The sequence below is a fragment of the uncultured Prevotella sp. genome (assembly GCF_946407605.1).
In the GTDB taxonomy this organism is placed as follows: Bacteria; Bacteroidota; Bacteroidia; order Bacteroidales; family Bacteroidaceae; genus Prevotella.
The window spans coordinates 26,991-45,717 of the sequence record NZ_CAMJOS010000010.1; the positions used below are offsets into that span (position 1 = coordinate 26,991).

General features: G+C 47.5%; 2 protein-coding genes. Both read right to left on the minus strand.

Annotation, left to right across the window (positions count from 1 at the left end; genetic code table 11):
* Positions 1 to 46 precede the first annotated feature (46 nt).
* Positions 47 to 4,903: a chitobiase/beta-hexosaminidase C-terminal domain-containing protein gene (locus Q0R57_RS06095; protein ID WP_294744711.1), complete on the minus strand. Its 4,857-nt coding sequence runs from the start codon at positions 4,901 to 4,903 to the stop codon at positions 47 to 49.
* Positions 4,904 to 5,267: 364 nt separating this feature from the next.
* Positions 5,268 to 18,665 (minus strand): T9SS type A sorting domain-containing protein, encoded by a 13,398-nt coding sequence (locus tag Q0R57_RS06100; protein ID WP_294744714.1) that lies wholly within the window; start codon positions 18,663 to 18,665, stop codon positions 5,268 to 5,270.
* Between the last annotated feature and the right edge of the window lie 62 nt (positions 18,666 to 18,727).

Below are 18,727 nucleotides of genomic sequence, written 5' to 3' on the forward strand. Positions count from 1 at the left end.
TAGGTATTCCGAATTACTTCTTACCTCTTCATTCTTCCTTCTTCCATCACTCCTTGATGTTTACCGTGGTGCTGCCGGAAACAGCACCCTTGTTTCCACCGCCATAAACATTGCCAAGTATCTCAGTGTTACCACTAATATTGATAGTAGTAGAAGCATCAGTAGGATTTGTTGTATTGTTCACAGCACTCGCATCTCCTCCTCCATATACATGACCTGTGGTGTCATCGCCAACAGTACCGATGGTGGTTTTTCCATTCGTGTCACTGGTTGTTAAGTTAAGAATGACTGCTTTTGTGACAACACCAAGATTTTCCAATGAATTCCAAGTATAGCAATACCATTTTGTTTCATTGTCAACAGTTTTAGAATATGTCGGAGAGGCTTTGCGCTCAGACTCGCTCATTCCATTCAGGTCGTTAGTCCACTCATATACTTTACCGTCATCTTCTATATGACCATCGGTGATGATACCGGCATTGTCAATAGACGGGAAACTCTTATTAGCTTTGTCATGCACTTGGAATGTAGGAATCGTAGCTGAAAATCCTGCACCAAAGACTTCGCCTTTGACGGTGGTATTCTTAAGCGTTGAGGTAACAGTTCCGTCAACAGTAGCAAGATTACCTCCACCATAGAAGTTATTCTCCACAATACAATCAGTCAACGTGCTCTTCACATTACCAGTAATAGTGATTCCAAACTGAATCCATCTGATAAAGCCACGCTGAGTAATTTGATCTACGCCACTCGCATTTGGCACGCCGTTGGATTGATTAAACACCTCAAATTCATATTCTGCATGGAATCCTTTGTTGGTATTTCCGTCATCGTATGCTGCTGTCACACCATTTTCTTTATTCAAAGGATTAAAGTTTTGCCAGTTCCAACTACCGTCCCACGTACCAATATGGCTAGAAGCTTGGTCACCGTCATTTTGTAATTGTCTGTAATAGCTATTACCTCCATTTCCGCCACCATAGAACACACCAAAGGTAGTACCTGTTGCATCGGTGGTCACCGTCTTTCCCGTCATATTGCCAACTACAGGGCCACCACAATATTTATCCACATGGCTGTTATCAATAGTTACTTTGATGTTTCCTCCGATAGGATTTGAACCGTTAATGCCGCCACCATAGAACTCTCCAATAATAGCATGGTTTATTTCAAAAGTAACGTTACCATTTATTTTTTCGTATCCAGAGCCGTATATCTTACCGAAATTACCACCATCAATAAAACAGAACGGATCACCCTGATCGTCTCGTGGGGTAATATCTGCTCTATATAGTCCAGATAAATAGAATTCTGGATAATCACCTCCTATTACATTGACAGGACAAAGCTTGACTTTTGCCTTATTTGTTTCAGCAGTATTGGGGTGAGTTCCAGGACCAAAACGGTGAAACCACAAATGTCCTCCGAGAAGGAAATAGCCAGTTCTATTTCCGTTGCCATATCTTACGGACAACTGATCGAATTCGCCGCCATTGAGAATTACAGGAACATCATTTGCAATTCTGTTATTGCCTCCATCTTGTCCACAGTCCCATTCAAACTGAGTAGTACGCATGAATGACGTTTCCGTAATCTCAAAATGTCCCTGAGGTACAAAAATACCGATAGAATATGCATTTTTATCATGACGTACAGCAAGACCAAGTTCAACAACTGGCAGAAAATCGAAACGCACAGGCTGTATACCAGGACGGTCTGTATTGGTTCTGAACTGTAGCTGAAGACAGTAGTCTGGTTCGTTATCAAAATCAAAGTCAGCACTCATAATGGTAAAAGGATGCCATTTGCTGTCCAAATTATAACCAATGCTATTTGCAGCGCTTTTATCACCACCATTCTTTACTTGATGGTTTCCAATCAAAACAATGGCTTGGTCATACACGGTTGGATATGTAGAAGATGTACCGAGGGCCTTAATAGCATTCTGAAGGTCATCATAAACATCTACGTTTTGGAATTTATTCTCTACCGTGCCAGCAGGAGCAAAATTTGTAGATTCTGTTCTGTCTGCTTTTCTGTAGCCTCCTGCAGTAACCTTTACACGGTCTATACTATAGCCTCGGTTAGCCAAATATACCGCTTTACCCCAATGGGCCGTGATAGTGATAGACTCCACGCCTTCAGGAACATAGAAGTATCCACCTTGAGCGTATATACGACCATTGTAACTGTTGCGGTCCGCAAAGTTGTAGTTTACAGCATCGCTACCACCAGAAATCTCCCAGCCTGTCACAACCCAATCGGTATAATTCCCAGCATACTTTGCTGCGTGGTCGGCTCCATTAGGATCACCAAACACGTCATTATAATAAGGCAACTGTATCTTTCCATAACAGTAATCATTGTATTCTGTATCCATCGCTGTAATATTGATGGATTTACTGGTTGAACCCGTAGGATGTTTTGTACCTGAATGATGACTACCCGCATTGATAGTAACAGAGACACTTCCCAATATCTGTCCTTCAGTATCAGGAGCCGCATGTTTTCCCCAATGACTGGACGCATTATCTCTATTAGTCCATTGTTTGGTTGACGGATTAACACGCCTGTCTTCGTCAGGATTGATAATGGAAGGATATTTTCCCCACGGTTTCAAGATCGGATAAGGCGCTATAGCAGGATCAAGTACCCATTTAGCGATACCAACATCAGACACGTCAACATCAGTCGGTACCGTCTCATTTGTTCCATTCACCCACCATGTACAGAGTTTCTTGTTGCTATTGAGAATGCTTCGATAGTACTCAAAGCGTGTCAGATTCTTCTCCTCGGCAGGCCATGAACGGTTATAGCCAGTTGGAGTGAATGTAGCGGCCTTACGATAGTAGCAGTAAGGGTTGATGCCATCGTCGGCATCATTATTGATAGAGTTATTACCATATACGGGATACTTCTCCGTACCACCTGTGATATCACCGTAAAACATGCAGTTTACAACAATTGTCTTGAGACTGCTTTGTGTGGAAGCCTGGGCATTATTACCAACAATACCTGCTGCCATGGTGCCGCCACTAACGATGGCAAAACTGTAGCAGTTGATGACACGCGATCTTTCATCAAGCAAACCAACGATGCTTCCCACATTGCCGTCACCACTGATAGTACTGGTACTGCTAATAGCAGTAACATTACCGTGGTCATCTTTTGTTTCGGTGAGTGTACCCAACACACCGCAGTTATAAATGCGTGAGTCACCCTTCGCTTCGTTACAGATAGCACCGACGTTGTTCATTTCATCATCTCCGCCAATATCTCCACTAATAGTAACATCTTTCAGAATGACATTCTTAATGGTTGCACCATCTGCATAGGCTACCAAAGGATAACTGAATGTCCTTGTAACCAAATTACCATCGATGGTTCCTTTGAAAGGATTGTCAGATGTGCCTATTGAGCCCAATAACGTGAAACTATTGGCAAGAATATAGTTGCCACTCATATCGGTTATTTGATTTGAAGAAGTAACTTCTGTGGGAGGCAGAAATGTGGCCTCACTAGAATTGATATAACCAGTATGTGTAGCAATGGCTCTGATAGTTGTTGCGTCTCCTTTTGCAAATGGTACAGTATAAGTTGGTGATGAAGATGTGGCAGGGTCACCATTGGTCATATAATGAATTGTGGCTCCTGCGGTAGCACAAGTGATGGTGACAGTACCGCCACTGACAGTGATAACAGGCCTTGCACATTGAGGAATTTCATAGGTGGCCACCACAGAAGGGAAGGCGTCAGTTGATCTTTTGGCAATAGCCTTGATGACTGTCATCGTTGTCGTTTGGTCGAGACTGACTGATGTCGTACCTGTTCCTGTATAGTTTGTAGTTGTAGGTGTTGTTCCATCTGTAGTATAATAGATGGTTGCATCCGTCTCTGTAGTAATAGTAAATGTATTGGTGGTAGTGTAATTATTGGTGATGGTCGGTTTGTCGACAACCGCTTTCTCAAAATACCATTTACAATCATCTGTACTACTGTTCCACAAACCAATCAGACCTTTTCGATAATAATCATTGTTTGGTGTTCCGTTATATTGGTCTTGATTACCTCCAGAAACGGACAGATAAATATATGCCGCAATATCGCTATCAACGGTTTTCGGCATTATTTCCATAGGTCCAGGAAAAGTCCCAGTAATTGTAAATTTAGCATTGTTACCAGGAGTAGTCAGTGTTTCAAGGTGTACTGACTTTCGATATTTTAACTGCTTATAAGGCGGTTCATAGACTAAATATTTACCTGTGGAGGCATGGATGATATTGTAATAACTAGTCTCATTAGCATCAGGGGTAATTATCCAAATAGAATTATCAACTTTACCAGTTTTATAAGTTGTGACAAACGGCTTTTCTTGATCGCCATAATTATCGCCCGTATAATCGTAATTACTGCCGCTAATATTTGTGGTACAGTATTGATTATGGAAATACGCATCGGCATAATGAGTTGCCTGCGGATTTTTAGCCGGCACCCAATACCAGTTATTTATAGATGTTCCGGAATTATAATTACTTTTATTGGCAATATAATAAACTCCCGAAAGGTCCTCACCCCAAACACTCGTGGCTCCCATCACCATCATCACCATGACGACGAGAGTGCGAAGGAATAGTGCACAGAGGGAGTGTCCCTCTGTCACTTTGTTATTATTCCCAGTGTGGGAATATTTTTTTCCCAGCGAGGGAATGTTTTTTTCCCAGTGTGGGAATAAGTTTGCAAGCTCAAACGGGGTCTGTTCCCCTGTGAGGTTTGGGAAAATTTGCGCCCACACGTAGGAAATTTTATTTCTACGTGAGAGAAAAAGTTTTTCTACGTGTGCCTTCAAAAAACGGTATGTAGTACTATTCATGCAGTTCATATCTTGTATTAACTTTTCAGTCATATCTTGTATTATATCTTCGTAATCTGTTATTAATATACTGCAGCCTGACAGCGCACAAAGGGGCTGTCTTGCCATACTCTAGCCATACTCCAGCTATACTCTAGATATACTCTAGATATACTCTTGCCATACTCTAGATATACTCTACCCATACTCTTGCCATACTCTTTCAGTATGCCTAGAGTATGCCTAGAGCCTGCCATCACCTTGAGTACACTAAGGCTGCTCCCTTGTGCTATTTCACAGTCTGTATCTCTTTCACTCAATAACTTTTCAGTCATATCTTGTGTCATTTTATTATTGCCAAATTGCAAAATTAGTTATTTATTCGTAATCTTCCAAATGTTCTGTGTTAAATTTCTTACTACCTCACTGTGAGCTTCTTCAGCAGCTTGCCGTCGGCGCTCTGCACGATGTAAACACCAGCATTGCTGAGACGCGTCTCCACCGTCTGGCCCGGCTCGAGGGCGAAGGTGTTGATGGTGATACCATTCATGGTGAGGATGCGTACGTTGACGGTCTCCTTCAGGGTAGACTTGACATCAATCTTCAGGCGGCTGGTCTTGACGATGAGCTTGCCAGTATCGTCGATGTCGCCATCGCTGTATTCCTCGTGTGGCATATCGCTATTCTCATCATTAGAGAAGATGATGCTGCGAGTGACACGAGAATTGTTAGTTGCCTTTTCGAAGTAAGGACGGAAGGCATACAGCGATGTCGTCACCTTATTCGTCTTATTTGTTTCGGCATCGGCATCCAACTTGTTGTATGCATTACTTTCACTGTTCATGACGTAATTGCCAACAGCCAGCTCTTCGTTCATGTAGCTGGGCTTGAAGGTGTAGCCATTCTTAGTGACTCCGCCCATCTCGCTGTCGCTCACACCGATGCTGATGCCAGTCTGCGATGCAAACGTGATGGTCTGCTTGTCGAGCTTGTCGGGTTCTGGGGTGTCAGTGTGCTGTGCCTTGAAGCTACCACTCAGGTCAAACTCATAGTAGGTCTGGCCTGGGAATCCGATGAGGTAAGGCGTCTTTCCTTGCAGCAACGGGTAGCCAGAGTGTGTGTGAGCCGACTGATAATAGGTCTGATATGTATCCTTGTTGGCATCCTTCTGGTTGGCATTCTTGTAATAGTAATCCCAAAGGAAGGTATTGGTGTAGTTCTTGTCACCACTCGATGCATCTGGATAGGTGAAGTTGGCCTTAGAAATCTCAGGGTCTCCACTTGTGGTGATACCTGTGAACTCTCTGAGCCAGTACTCGTGACCAATCTTAGAGTGGGTATTGTTCTCACTCTCGCGACTGCCGCTATAGAAGTGGGTAATCTCACCCTTCTGGTCGGTGGTAACCAACTCGGCAGTGAACGGGATGCTGATGCCCTGCCAGCCCTTGGTGCGGTCAACGAATTCACCATCAGACGGTGTGCGCTGATACCACATACGCTTGTTCGAAGCAAATGTGTAGCCCATCGGTGCATTGAAGTCCTGCTTATCAACGAGCAGGTGGTCGCTGGTAGCAGTGAAGTCGTTCTGCACCAGGTGACCGCGGATAGACGATGTGTTAGCCTCTTCCACGATGCGATAGCTGGTAGGATACTTATAATAGGTGCTGTAGGCCGGATCAACGAAGTAGTCGTTCAGCACGGTGTATGTCTTCTGGTTGGCATACTCGGTGGTCTTGGTGGTAGTAGCCTGAGGAGCATATACCAGCAGGTTCTGAGTCTCGTCGCAGTTGACGATGCTCTGCAGACCATCATCATCGAGCAGCGGCAGGTAGAACCAGTTTGTGGTGTTGTCCCAACCTAGTACGTATGTTCCAGTTACCTCATTGGTGTTGTTATGTCCGGCAAAGTCGATAGCCGTCATGTTTGGATGAGCCTCCTTAGTGCCATCCTTAGACTTTTGTGCCAGGTAGGCATCTGGGTTGAAGTGAGCCACATTCATCTTACTGCTGCGGTAGTAAGCCGGAGCACGATAAACACGGTTGGCTTTGCTGGTCTGCGACAGGCGTCCTGTGTTGTCCTTGACAACGGCTGTCGGCACATCCTGATGAGCCTCTATAGCCCAACCATAGGTCAGCTTCTGTCCGAAGAACAGGTAGTCGTCCGGATAGATGGGGTAGTAACCAGATCTCTCTACGTCCTTATTCGTGTCAGGATCTTTCACTGTTTCTGTATAGTAACGTTCATCCTTTGATGTCGGGATGGATCCTGCTGCATAGAGGAAGTCCTCGTTGGCGAAGCGGTCCTCGACATACTTAAAGCCACCATGTCCTGATGAGCACTTTGTAGGAGCGTCAGCATAGACCTTATACGGCTGCAATGTCAGCGTGTTATCTTCATTGACGGTGAAATAACGGTCCTCCCACTTCGTTTCGTCTACGGTTCCCGAGGGCTGGATAGCATGGCGCTTGTGCAGGTAGAAGTTGTTCAGGTCGTAAGCCACTTCACCATTATAGAAGGCCTCGTCTGCCATTTGTGTTGCAGTACCGCGGTCGTTAGTACCTATGTTATACAAATCTTTGTTGCTGTCTGAGTAGTAACTGTTAACAACCTGATAGCCGCTGGTACGTGTTGGGTCGCCAAATACTGGATATGGCTTTGTACTTAATGGTGTTGTTCCTGTTGTCTTCACCCAGCAGCTCTCCACGTAGCCGTCGCCTGTGTCGGCAACGCCGGCACCTGTGAAGGAGCCCATGACGCCGAGGTTATAGACGTTACCGCAGAGTTTGTTGAAGAGTGAACCCGTTGTGCCCGTGGCGGGGTTGAGTCCACTGATGGTGTGGCCGTCACCATGAAGCGTACCTTCGAAGCACGGATCGCTGCCAGAGGCGATAGGCGTCCAAGGATTGTCTTCTTGGATGAACTCGGGCACACTTGGATTCGTTTCAGCGTTATAAGCAGGGTTGGTTACCCACTTCTTGCTGTGGTCGATATCGGTACGGAGGAAGAAGTCCAGGTTTGCTCCACCCTTGACTTGACTAGCGAGTAAGTGGTGATCCTTAAACTTGCCATCATCAACTAAACCATCATTATTGCTATCGGTCGTTATCAGACTCAGATCGAACAGATCCTTCAGCAGGTCGAGACCATTCTGGCCGCTCTTGCTGTAGTCGTTGATGTAAATCTTCGGATCACGCTTCACACCCTCATGGTCAATGTACATGTGGTGAGTCTTGTTGCCATCCGACATCACATTGGCCAGGTCGTGGTAGTTAGCCACACTGACAGGCACGGCATTCGAATAGGTGCGGCCCAGATAGCTCTTGGCGTAGTAGGCCACATACCAGTCGTGCTGATACCAGTAGAGCGGGTCGAACGTCGGGTTGTAGTCACGTCCGTTGACATGGCTCTCGGCATCGCGCTGAGTCTCAAACAGCTCCCATCCGCCACCTGTCACCTCGTAGGCACCCGGCAACACGTTCGGCTCACCAATCGTGATGAAGTCACCAGGCAGGATGATGTCGGGCTTGGTGATATCTTCTACCACAGGCACGCCGCTCTCGAACTTGATGTGGATATTCAGCACATGGCGTTCGCTGACAGGTGTCACATTACCAGAGTTGTCGCTCTCTTCATAGTCGTACTGATAGATGACGGTGATAATCTTATCCTTCGAGAGGTTATAGATGTTGCTCTCACGGCTTACATACAGCGTACTGGTCTCGGTGGGCGAGATGCCGTGGAAGGTGAAGTTCTTCTGCTTGTTCTTTGCCTCCAGTTCATCATAATTTGTTGCATTAATAACCAAACCGATAGGCACTACATCATCGGTGGTATATGCCTCAGACTTGATACTTACGCTATTACCATCTGCGTCATAACCCTGAGTTCCCGTTATACCAGAAATAAGTTTATTATCACTATCTTTCAATCCTTGCAAATTGGTCACGGCAGTACCATATGCGTCTTCCACATCATCTACTTCATAGCTCTCACGGCAATAGTAATAGGTATTGTCCTTCTCTCCTTCTGGGAAGGTCAGCACGGTAATGTTGCTTTGGTCTGTCAGACCAGAGAATGTCTCATAAGTGATGGTTGAACCAACAGCGTATGGTGTGTTGCCAATCTGGAAGGAGTTGTTCACCACATATACTTTATAATAAGTAGTGGTAACAGCACTTTCGCCCTCACCAGTAGTCTCCTCTACTAACTTACCGTCCTTTACATGGATAGCCACATAGTGGCGCTGCTCGTTAGGAAGCTTTTCGTATTCCTCGCTGGTATACTCGTGGTTAGGACTTAATGTGATGGTATTGTAGGTGGCTGTTTCGCTGCCTTTATAAGTGGCGGTATAGTCCAAAGCTCGGTTAAGAGAGTATCTGGCTTTATTACCCGTTGTCTCATCCTTCACTTGTGAAGATGTCGTATAATTACCGTCGTACTGGTATTTCTTGCCTTCCTCCTGAACGGTCTGGCCAGTAGAAGTCTTAGTGACACCATAGGTCGGGTCTATCAGCAGGTCAAGCGCATCGTAGTTGAAGATGAAATAATCACGGTCGCTCTCTGACATAGAACTCCAAGCCTCCAGACCACGATAGTTCACGTCCTTACCATAGCTACTGCCACCATATTTACCATCTTTCGTACAATAGTAAGCAGGAACCAGATATGAAGTCAAATCATCTCTTAAATTAGCTAATTGCAACAATGAAGACTTCTTGTCGGATGTAAAGTCTCCAGAGGTCGCTAATGCCTTGATGGCCTCAGTTGTCATTGCACTTGCTCCGGTATACAATGCATTCATTTGGGCATTGACACCATCTGTTCCAGTGAGATAGCTCAGAGCCTGAGTCTTCGACATCTTGGTATCCCTATAGATAAGGTCTGTCTTGCTGAGCTGGATGGTCTTGGTGCAGATGTATGCCTCGTCACACTGAGAATTGGTGAGATTGTTGTTTGACTTCTGAGTGGCAGAGATGGTAGCGCCAGGATTCAGATGACGATTGTCTGTACCCTCAGTTATTGTCACATCATCGATAATGATATAGGCCTTTTCAAAGTCTGCCTGATTAGCAGGTTTGGTGTCTGTAGTATAAGGATAAGCATCTTCAATGCTCTTTGAAATCAGGTCGCCCACCTTGTAGTCGCTCTGTCCAAGAACTATACTGGTTGCTCCTTCAAGTTTAGACGTGTCTAGTCGATAGGTAGGACCATCTTCGTAGGCGTCTTTGTCAATGGAGGTGTCTGTGTTATATACCTTCTTGGTAATCTTTCCTGTAAGAGAGTTTCCAGTCTTAGGCGTGTACCAAGTATCCCATGCTCCAGGATTGTTCACCTGATAGGTGAGCATGTAACCTGTGTCGTGGCCCAGGTCGTTAGAAGGACGGAAGATGTAATCTTTGTCGGCAGTGTTCTTGTCGGCATCCTCGATAACCTCGCCTTCTGCATTCTTATAGGTATGGGTACCGAAGTTGTTGAACTCACTTTCGGTCATGACGTAAGTGCCCGGAGCATAAATCTTCGGTTCTCCATTCTCCTTCTCGTTGTCAATGTTCACTGCCACGCAGTTCACGTAGGTGTTCTCGATAAACAGAGCACGCTCGGATGCCGACATTAGATACCAATCCCAATAGCTGATAGGATCGTTCAGGCTATAGGTCTTATCGCCAATGCTAATCTTCTTGTCGCCAGTGAGCTTCACGCCAGGCTGTGAGTAGTAGGCATAGCGGTTGGGCTTTACATCAAGCAGCTTCATGGAGCCGTGCGATGCTGCCGTGATAGTCAGCGGGATGTCAACAGCCTCGCTGAAAGCATTGGGTGAACCGGTGTAGGCTGAGATATACTGGTCGTAGACATAGACAGAACCCTTGATATACCAATAGTGGGCAGGCACCCTGTTGGTGCCTAAATAGCGGTTGCTGATGTTATAGCAGTCGTCGATAATGGTCTGGGTGCTGTGTACAAAGTTACCTGAGGTTTCCCATTCCTTCTGATTTGGATCATCAGCATCGCTGGTTGTGGAAGGTTCTGAGTACTCATAGTCCCAGTGGGTGACAGCACCGCTATTCAGTGCAGTCAGTGTGGTGTTCTTATGGCCAGTCTTGCTGCGCACACCGTGAATGTTCTTGGCATAGACGAAACCACCACCAATACCGGTTGATACGTTAATCAGGTCAAGCTCAACAACACCGGTGATGGGACCCCATACCTTTTCATAGAGGCCGTTGCCAGTGCTTTCCTCGGTGGTGATTTCCAGATATACGCCTGAAGCCAGGGCCACCTTGTTATGGCTGTTACCGTTGTTGCGCTTGCGCTCATTGTGGTGCAATTTCTTCCAGTCGTAGAAGGTCTGGTTAAGCGGTGTGCCAGTAATATTCAAACCGGAAATAGAGCGCAGCTTATACAAAGCTTCTACTGTGTTTGCAGTAATTGTTTCACCACTGACGGTAACACCAGGAATGGCTGCGGCAGCGGTCAAAGTTTTTGTTTTATCATCAGCTGTGAGATCACTCTTTAATGTAATCGAGGCTCCTGTCGGGTTAAGGTCTGGTCCGTACGTTTCAGTATTTTCATTATCTGTGGTACGAATAGCGCCATAACCGTTGGTGTCGCTTTCGCCACCGAAGTCTACATCGCTGGACAGCGCACCGAGATAGTTCACAATATTATATATACCGAAGTAGTTGCCATGCTGGTAAGCCTCGGTCCCTTCTGCATCACCGGCAGAGGAGATTTTCTTATTCAGCGAAACCTCACGAACACGGTTGATGGTGTAGTTGGTCAGGTCTACCTCGTCGGGCACACGGTCACGGGCTCCCTGCATCACCATACGGCTACCCCAGACGCCACAGAAGTCGGCACGCTGAATGGTGTTCATAGGACGACCGGCATAGACGGGCAGCACACCGCTCTCTTCCCAGAAGTAGGGCTTGTCTTTACCATCAACAAGGCGACTGTTAGGCATCCATTCGTCATTAACTTTCTTAAGAACATCTATATTATTGTACTTGATAGATACCATGACAGGTGTCTGGGTGCCCTCTACATATATGATATTACCCTGATTGTCTTTCTTTTCTGTGAGGAACAGGGTCAGCAGTTCATCGTAGGTGATAGTAGAAGCCTTAGTGGTTGTGCTGCCCTCTGTAGTAGATTTCTTATAGTTGGTGCCCTCCTTGTCTGTACAGTTTTCTATACAGGTGAATTTCAACTCGTAATAGTCGGCCTCACGGGCTGGCAGGGCTTTATACTGATCAATGGTGATCTCCTCAGCAATTGAGTAGTAGTCGGTACCGTAGTTGGTAATGTTCAACTCACGATAGCCGTCAACCAGCGTCAGGTTTCCATCGCCGTAAAGACCACCCTGGTGGTTGGTGCCCAGTGAAATCAGGTCGCGGTGATAGACGTCGTTGATAGACGCAGTGGCGTTACCAAACACAGAGGCGACGTTGGCATTGGTGACTGACTTACCAGAAGGCGTGTTACCACCGGCAAACACTGCATTGTGGATGATGATACCATAGGGGTCTAAGTTGTCCCATCTGCGGTCTGCATTTTTCTTGCCAAGCGTGTTCAATGCGGCTGTGGGAACATAAGAGCCAGAGAGATAGGTACGGTCAAAGGTGATGCCGTCAGCCGCTGTAACTATGCCATTAGCATCAATACCTGCAAGTTGGTCAGAAGATTTCAGATAGTCTAAGTCAATTTCTGCCACCTCCTGGCCTTTGGCATATTTGATGCCAGTAAACGACAAATCGGCAAACGACATACAATGTGGCTCAATCAGCACCTTACAGTCCTCAGTGAACATTCTCTCATCATCACCTTTTTCATTCTTTTCAGTAAAGAACCCTTCGTTGTCAATAGTGGCACCGGCAGGTACTTGGGCATCATCGGCCCATTTATGCTTATAATAATAGCCTTGATAGTTATAATCCTTATGGTTTGGATCGAGTCCTGCATTGTAACGTACTCCGACACTGACACCCTTACCAAAGCTGCCATCAGCATTCTCATAGGCACTATACACATATCCGATATCACCACCGCCGAAGACGTTACCGTCGCCATAGTCCAGACGGGCGGCAGAACCAATCTCACCACCATGGATGTGTACCTCGGTCTGACCGAACACACAACCGTCGGCATGCAGCTTACCATAGCGTCCCAGGTTGTCGTAACCACGACCGCCGCCAAAGACATTGCGATTCACATGGCCGCCATACATCTCAATATGTGTTTTACCAGGACGGTAGAGACCTGACAGTGTGCGGACAATGTCCTCACCATGCTTTGTCTCAGTGATGGCACCACGACCTATGGCTGCAATCTCACCGCCACCGAAGGCGCTATTACGGATATGACCACCGAGAATCTTCACGTGAGTCTTGTCCACACTACTGTTATCGACATAACCGCCGCCGAAGACGTTACCAGCATCGTCCAGATTGCGGTTGGGGATAAACTCACCTGTGGTCTGGTCTTTATAGGTGTCGTCGATAATCTTCTCCTCGTAGTGATCCTCGATGGTTTCGTCTGTATCAATAATCCATCCCATCTCGTTCTGCTTCTGGTTGGCATTCAGGTGCACATAACCAATATAACCGTTGTTCACGGTGATATTGGTAGTACCAAACACAGCACCACCCTCGCCGCCGCCATAGGCATTACGCTGAACGGTGGGCTTACCATTGGTGAAGCTACTTCCACCGATGTCACCGATGACCACGTGGGTCTCACCGTCGATGTCACGCGCCGTGGTGGTGCTGATGTCACCGGCATGATAGCCTACACCACCTTCCCAGCCGCCGCCATAGACGTTACGTACCGAACCGCCCTTGACATAGACATTGGCTGAAGCGGTGAAGCCATAGGGATTGTAATCTTCACTTTCGGAGTCACCATTGTAAGTACCCACACCAAAGAGGTCGTAAATAGAGCCGGAAGTTCCTGCGGCATAGAGGTCTTTCTTGACTGTACCGCCGAGCAGGGCAATATAGGTGGTGCCATAGACGTCGCCACTCAATGCGGCTGACGACTTACCATAACCACCACCATAGGCATAGCCGCTAACAGTGGCACCCTCATGGATAATCACGTTGGTGTCGTATTTCTTGAACCTCTTTGCCTTTTCATCAGAAGAATAGTTGCTGTAGTCGCGGTCGTCCATATCAGCTGTTCGTGCCAACTTACTGTTTGCAAGGTTGGTGGCTGTGTTGTCGACATAATCCGTGTAAGCAAGCTTACCACTACCATCTGTTGCAGTCGGAACGAAGTAGCTACCTAAGGTCCAGGCATTCTTCCAGTCGGCAGCCCATTTTGCTTTCAGTTCGTCAGTATTCGGGATGCGGACTCCATTAGCAATGCTCCATTTACTTTCGTCATTCCAGTATGGATCATCTTTTGCGATCTGGTCAGAAGGACCGTCCTTATACAACTGCATGTACTTCTGTACACTCTCGTCGTTGAGCACATGGCCCATCATACCGCCACCATAGACCTCATAGACGCTGGCACCGGGCCAGAGGTTCACCTCGGTATACTCCGCCCAGGTGTCCTGACCCAGACCGGCACCAAACACCGCGGTGGTATATTTTGTGTTCAGGTCTTTATAAACTGGTGAGTAGATATTGACCTTGGCATAGAGCGTACGGCGCTCGTTGTTGTTACCGCCATAGATGTAACCCATCACGGTGGCTGTAGAGCTGTTGTAGTTCACGTTCGACTCATACACATCGCAAGGAGGCAGAATCTGGGTACCATAGGCACCTCCGAAGATGTTTCCATACTTCTTAAGATGCTTGGTCTTTCCTGGGTCATCATCTGTATCGGGCTCGGTGGAGTACATCGAGATGGTAGAGCCATTGGGCACATTGATGACCGTACGACGGGTCACACCTTCGTTGTAACTACCACCGATGACATTACCAATCTGGCCGTGTAGCAGGTCAATGATACACGAGGCTTTGTCGAGGTCGAAACCAGCTGCTGTCGATGTGGCATAGTCATATTTCATACCCATGCCGTTGTAACTGCCGGAACCGAAAATCTCGGTGGTCTTGAAGTTCGGTAAGGTATTCGGGATATCGACAAGCACATAACTGCGGTCCTGAATCTTGTCGCCGTCGCGGTTGCCGGGGAAGCCGGTGCTACCGCCAAAGACGCCATGAACCTCATTATTGTCATCCTCAACAGGACGGAGATTCACGAAGGAACTCTCTTGCACGGGCATTGAACAGCCTGCGCCATAGAGATCTGTGTTGGTATAGTCATAATAGCCATAACCACCACCGAAGATGGTATCTACACGGCCTCTCAGATACTCCACATAGGTAGAAGGCGCCTTGATCACATCGGGAACGTTATCGGGGTGCTCTGTGTCGTAGCCATGAATCATGGCCTTCTTCTGGTCGTAGTTCTCAATGCGAGAGGTGAAGTCATAGCCCTCTCTGTAATGGCCCTCGATAGTGCCACCGAAGTCGTTACCGCCATAGACGATATCTCGAACCCAGGGGAAGCCGCTCTTATAGTCACCGCTGCCGTTGGGCTGTCTGCCGATGTACACCTCGGTATGTCCCAAAATGTTGGCATCGCTGGCACCACCGAAGGCATCGTAGATACGTCCGTTGCCCAGGTTCACATAGGTGTTGCCGCAGACGTCACCTTCGTTACCGCCACCATATATATATTCGGTCTCAGCCAGTTCTTCAACATATCCCTCGTTTGAGGTGGCTCTGGGGCGGCCGTTCAGGTTCACAGTACTGCTATAGCGGGGGTCGAACTCATAGTTACCTTCGCTATTCTTCTTGCCTACGACACCTTTCTCACCACCGCCGTAAACCTGGAAGGCATAGCCCTTGTGCAGGTTCACCGTGGTGCTGCCCCATATCTCGGTATCCTCACCATAGCCGGCACCGAATACTGACAGGGCTACAGCCATCACGTCGTCGCGCTGGTCAAGCAGTTCAACACCAGAAGCGGGATAACCATAGATACCAGTGCCTGTGCCGAACACGTTTTCTTTCTTCAGCACGTCCTCCTTGATGTTGATGACCACGTTGCCGTTCACATGACCACTGTTATAGCAGCCGCCATAAACGTTACCGCCCAGCAGACGTACATCTTCGTCGATGGGGCTGTTCGGGACTTCGACGAAGTCCTGTTCATCGCCTTGGCTATACTGGCTACCGTCAGCGGTAATGCTTCCTCCAGAGGGTACGGTATGCTTGGTATAGTTATTAGCTACATAGGTGTAATACGTGCTACCTGCTGCAAGTGCCGTCTCGGCAGCAATTCTGCTGTACGTGACCTTGTCATCAACTGTTTCCTTTCGATAGTATTGATCAGAGGCGGTTACTGTAATGCCACCAGTTGGTACCGTATGCTCTACGTATGGAGTATAGGTGTAATATACAGTTCCTGCAGTCAACTCCGTACCTGTTTTATAAGCGGTATAGGGATACCCCCACTTGTTGGTGTTCCAGATGAGGTCTGTATTGTTATCGTTCCAGCGCAGCGGCGTGATGGTCAGGTTTTCAAGGTTAATCTCCAGACGGTCCTTGATGGCGCCACTTTCTGATTTGGTATCGGTGAAGAAGGTCGAGCTGGTGGCGCCACGCTCGTCTTTGGCTCCCAGCACACCACCCTCATAGTCTGCGTTGTAGGTGCCAGCAGCAACGTTGGCATTGTTACAACCACCCACGAACTTGTCGTAGATGTTCAGACCGTGGCTGATGCTATAGCTATTGTGGCCAGGAATAGCCATACTACCTACATTACCACCACAGAAGAACGAACCCACATAGCTTGAGAATTCGTCGTAGGTGTCCTTATCGCTCTGGGCATCACCGTCGAACACAACGTCGGGCAGCTTAGTCATCACCACGCCGTCCATATACTCGGCAAAGGTGTCAGAGCTGGTCAGGAAAAGGGTGCTGTAGTCGCCATCGCCTCCCGATGTAGAAAGAGAACCGTCAGTTTCTTTCATAATGGCTCCATCCTTCACGCGGCCGGCATAAAGCTCCAGAATGTCGTTGTTAAGCATACTGGTACCGTTGTTGCCGAGAAACACATTATCGGCAACAACATGAGAGCCGAACTTGATTTCCATCATAGGACTCGTAACCTTTGAGTCCATTGATGCACTGTTACCACCGCAATATACGCCACCGTGGATGATGGTGCTTTGAGCTCCGGGGCCATTACCCTTCAAACGGATAGACACCTGCTCGGCATTAGGACGGAATTTGTTGAGGGCTTGGGCTGATTCCAATTGGGTAAATGTGGAACCTTCCGACTTGTCCAATATCTTATTAACATCGTAGTAGAAGTCCTTATACAAATCCATGGCTCCTAAGTCGGCATTATCGGTATAGGCATACGAGCCGTTGCCGCCGCCATAGACATCGCCATAGACGGTGGTATAGATACCTATGGCATTGCCACCATAGACCGTACCCGAGATGTCGTTACCACCATAGACATTGGTGATTTGACCGCCCCTGACCAGTGTACGAGCCGCCAAGCCAGTGGGGAAGTTATAGCCCGGCAGGTTACCCACCGTGATATCCTCTCCAGAGGAATCCAACGGTCTGACGTCAGAACGGCGGCAACCGCCATAGACGTTATAGACTGACAGCGCATTTTTATAATAAGGTATAGGATCTATTTCCAACAGCAGACCCGTAGGACTGGTCATTCGACCTTCGTTACCGCCGGAATACAGGTCACGAATCAAGCCTTTTTGCAGGTTCCATGTCGGGCGGATGGCCATGTCAGCCTTGTTGTTACCACCATAGACTCGGGCGAAGTTAAAGTTGGTATTGTCAAGGTGTGCCTGGAAGGTCTTCAGCTGAACTCGTTCCTTCAGATAGTTAAAGGTGTTAGCTGCGTACCATTTAAGAGAATGCTCAGCTTCGGACTCTAAGTCTGAAATTTTTTCAGAATCTGATGACCACTGTGCTTGAGCGTAATTGGCAATCAACGTACTAAGACCCTGACTTTCGTTGCGGATGCTGATGGTGGTGTTATCCGTCACCGTAGCATTGTTACCACCGCCATAGAGGTGGGCTATACAGCCACCCTTGATTTCCAGATAGGTCTTGCCCAGCACCGGCAGGTAGGTCTTGTCCTTGTCAACGGTGATGGTGGCAATCGGTTTATCGCCAACCTTCTTAGGAATCAGATAGACATCATAAGTCTTGGTCTCGCTGGTTCTCTTGGAGGCGTCTTCCTCGTATTTATATTCACCATTGCCGCCGCCAAACAGACTGCCGACGACAACGGCGTAGTTCTCAATAGTATCACCAGACTCAACCTTTGATGAGCGGCTGGTACGAACATAGGCATTCCATGTCTCATCGACGATATTCGTCTCAGGATGTGCCTTCTTATAGTTCTCCTTGGCCTTATCCTTTGTTCCTGCAGTAGTAATCTCTGCGGCTGTAGGCTCAGGAACGACGTCGGTCAGTCCCCTCGGGTTATCTTCCGTCTTCACAGGAACGGTCGATGAGCCGATGGTGCCGGCAATATCGTTACCGCCATAGACATTGGTGATGAAGATGTCGCCAGAGGCCTCCTCTCCGTCGATGTTGACGTAGGCACGGCCTCCCACGTCGGCCATTCGGGCTCCGGCATAGACGTTGTTCAGGTCACCGTTCTTCACCGTCACGTTGGTGTTGCCCTTTACCTTACCCTTGTTGCCGCCGCCATATACGTTACCACCAATCTTAGGCGCAGTGTCCTTAGACACAGGCTCCTGTCCCAGAGCAACAACTGTGCTCAGGAGTCCCAGAATCAATATGGTGATAAACTTTCTCATTTATCTTTCAATTTTCAACTTTCAACTTTCAACTTTCCGCTCGGCTTTGCCGCTTGGCTCGT

Bases quoted from the DNA above. Each gene is read 5' to 3' on its own strand.
- Q0R57_RS06095 (WP_294744711.1), bottom strand. From the start codon at position 4,903: ATGACTGAAAAGTTAATACAAGATATGAACTGCATGAATAGTACTACA.
- Q0R57_RS06100 (WP_294744714.1), bottom strand. From the start codon at position 18,665: ATGAGAAAGTTTATCACCATATTGATTCTGGGACTCCTGAGCACAGTT.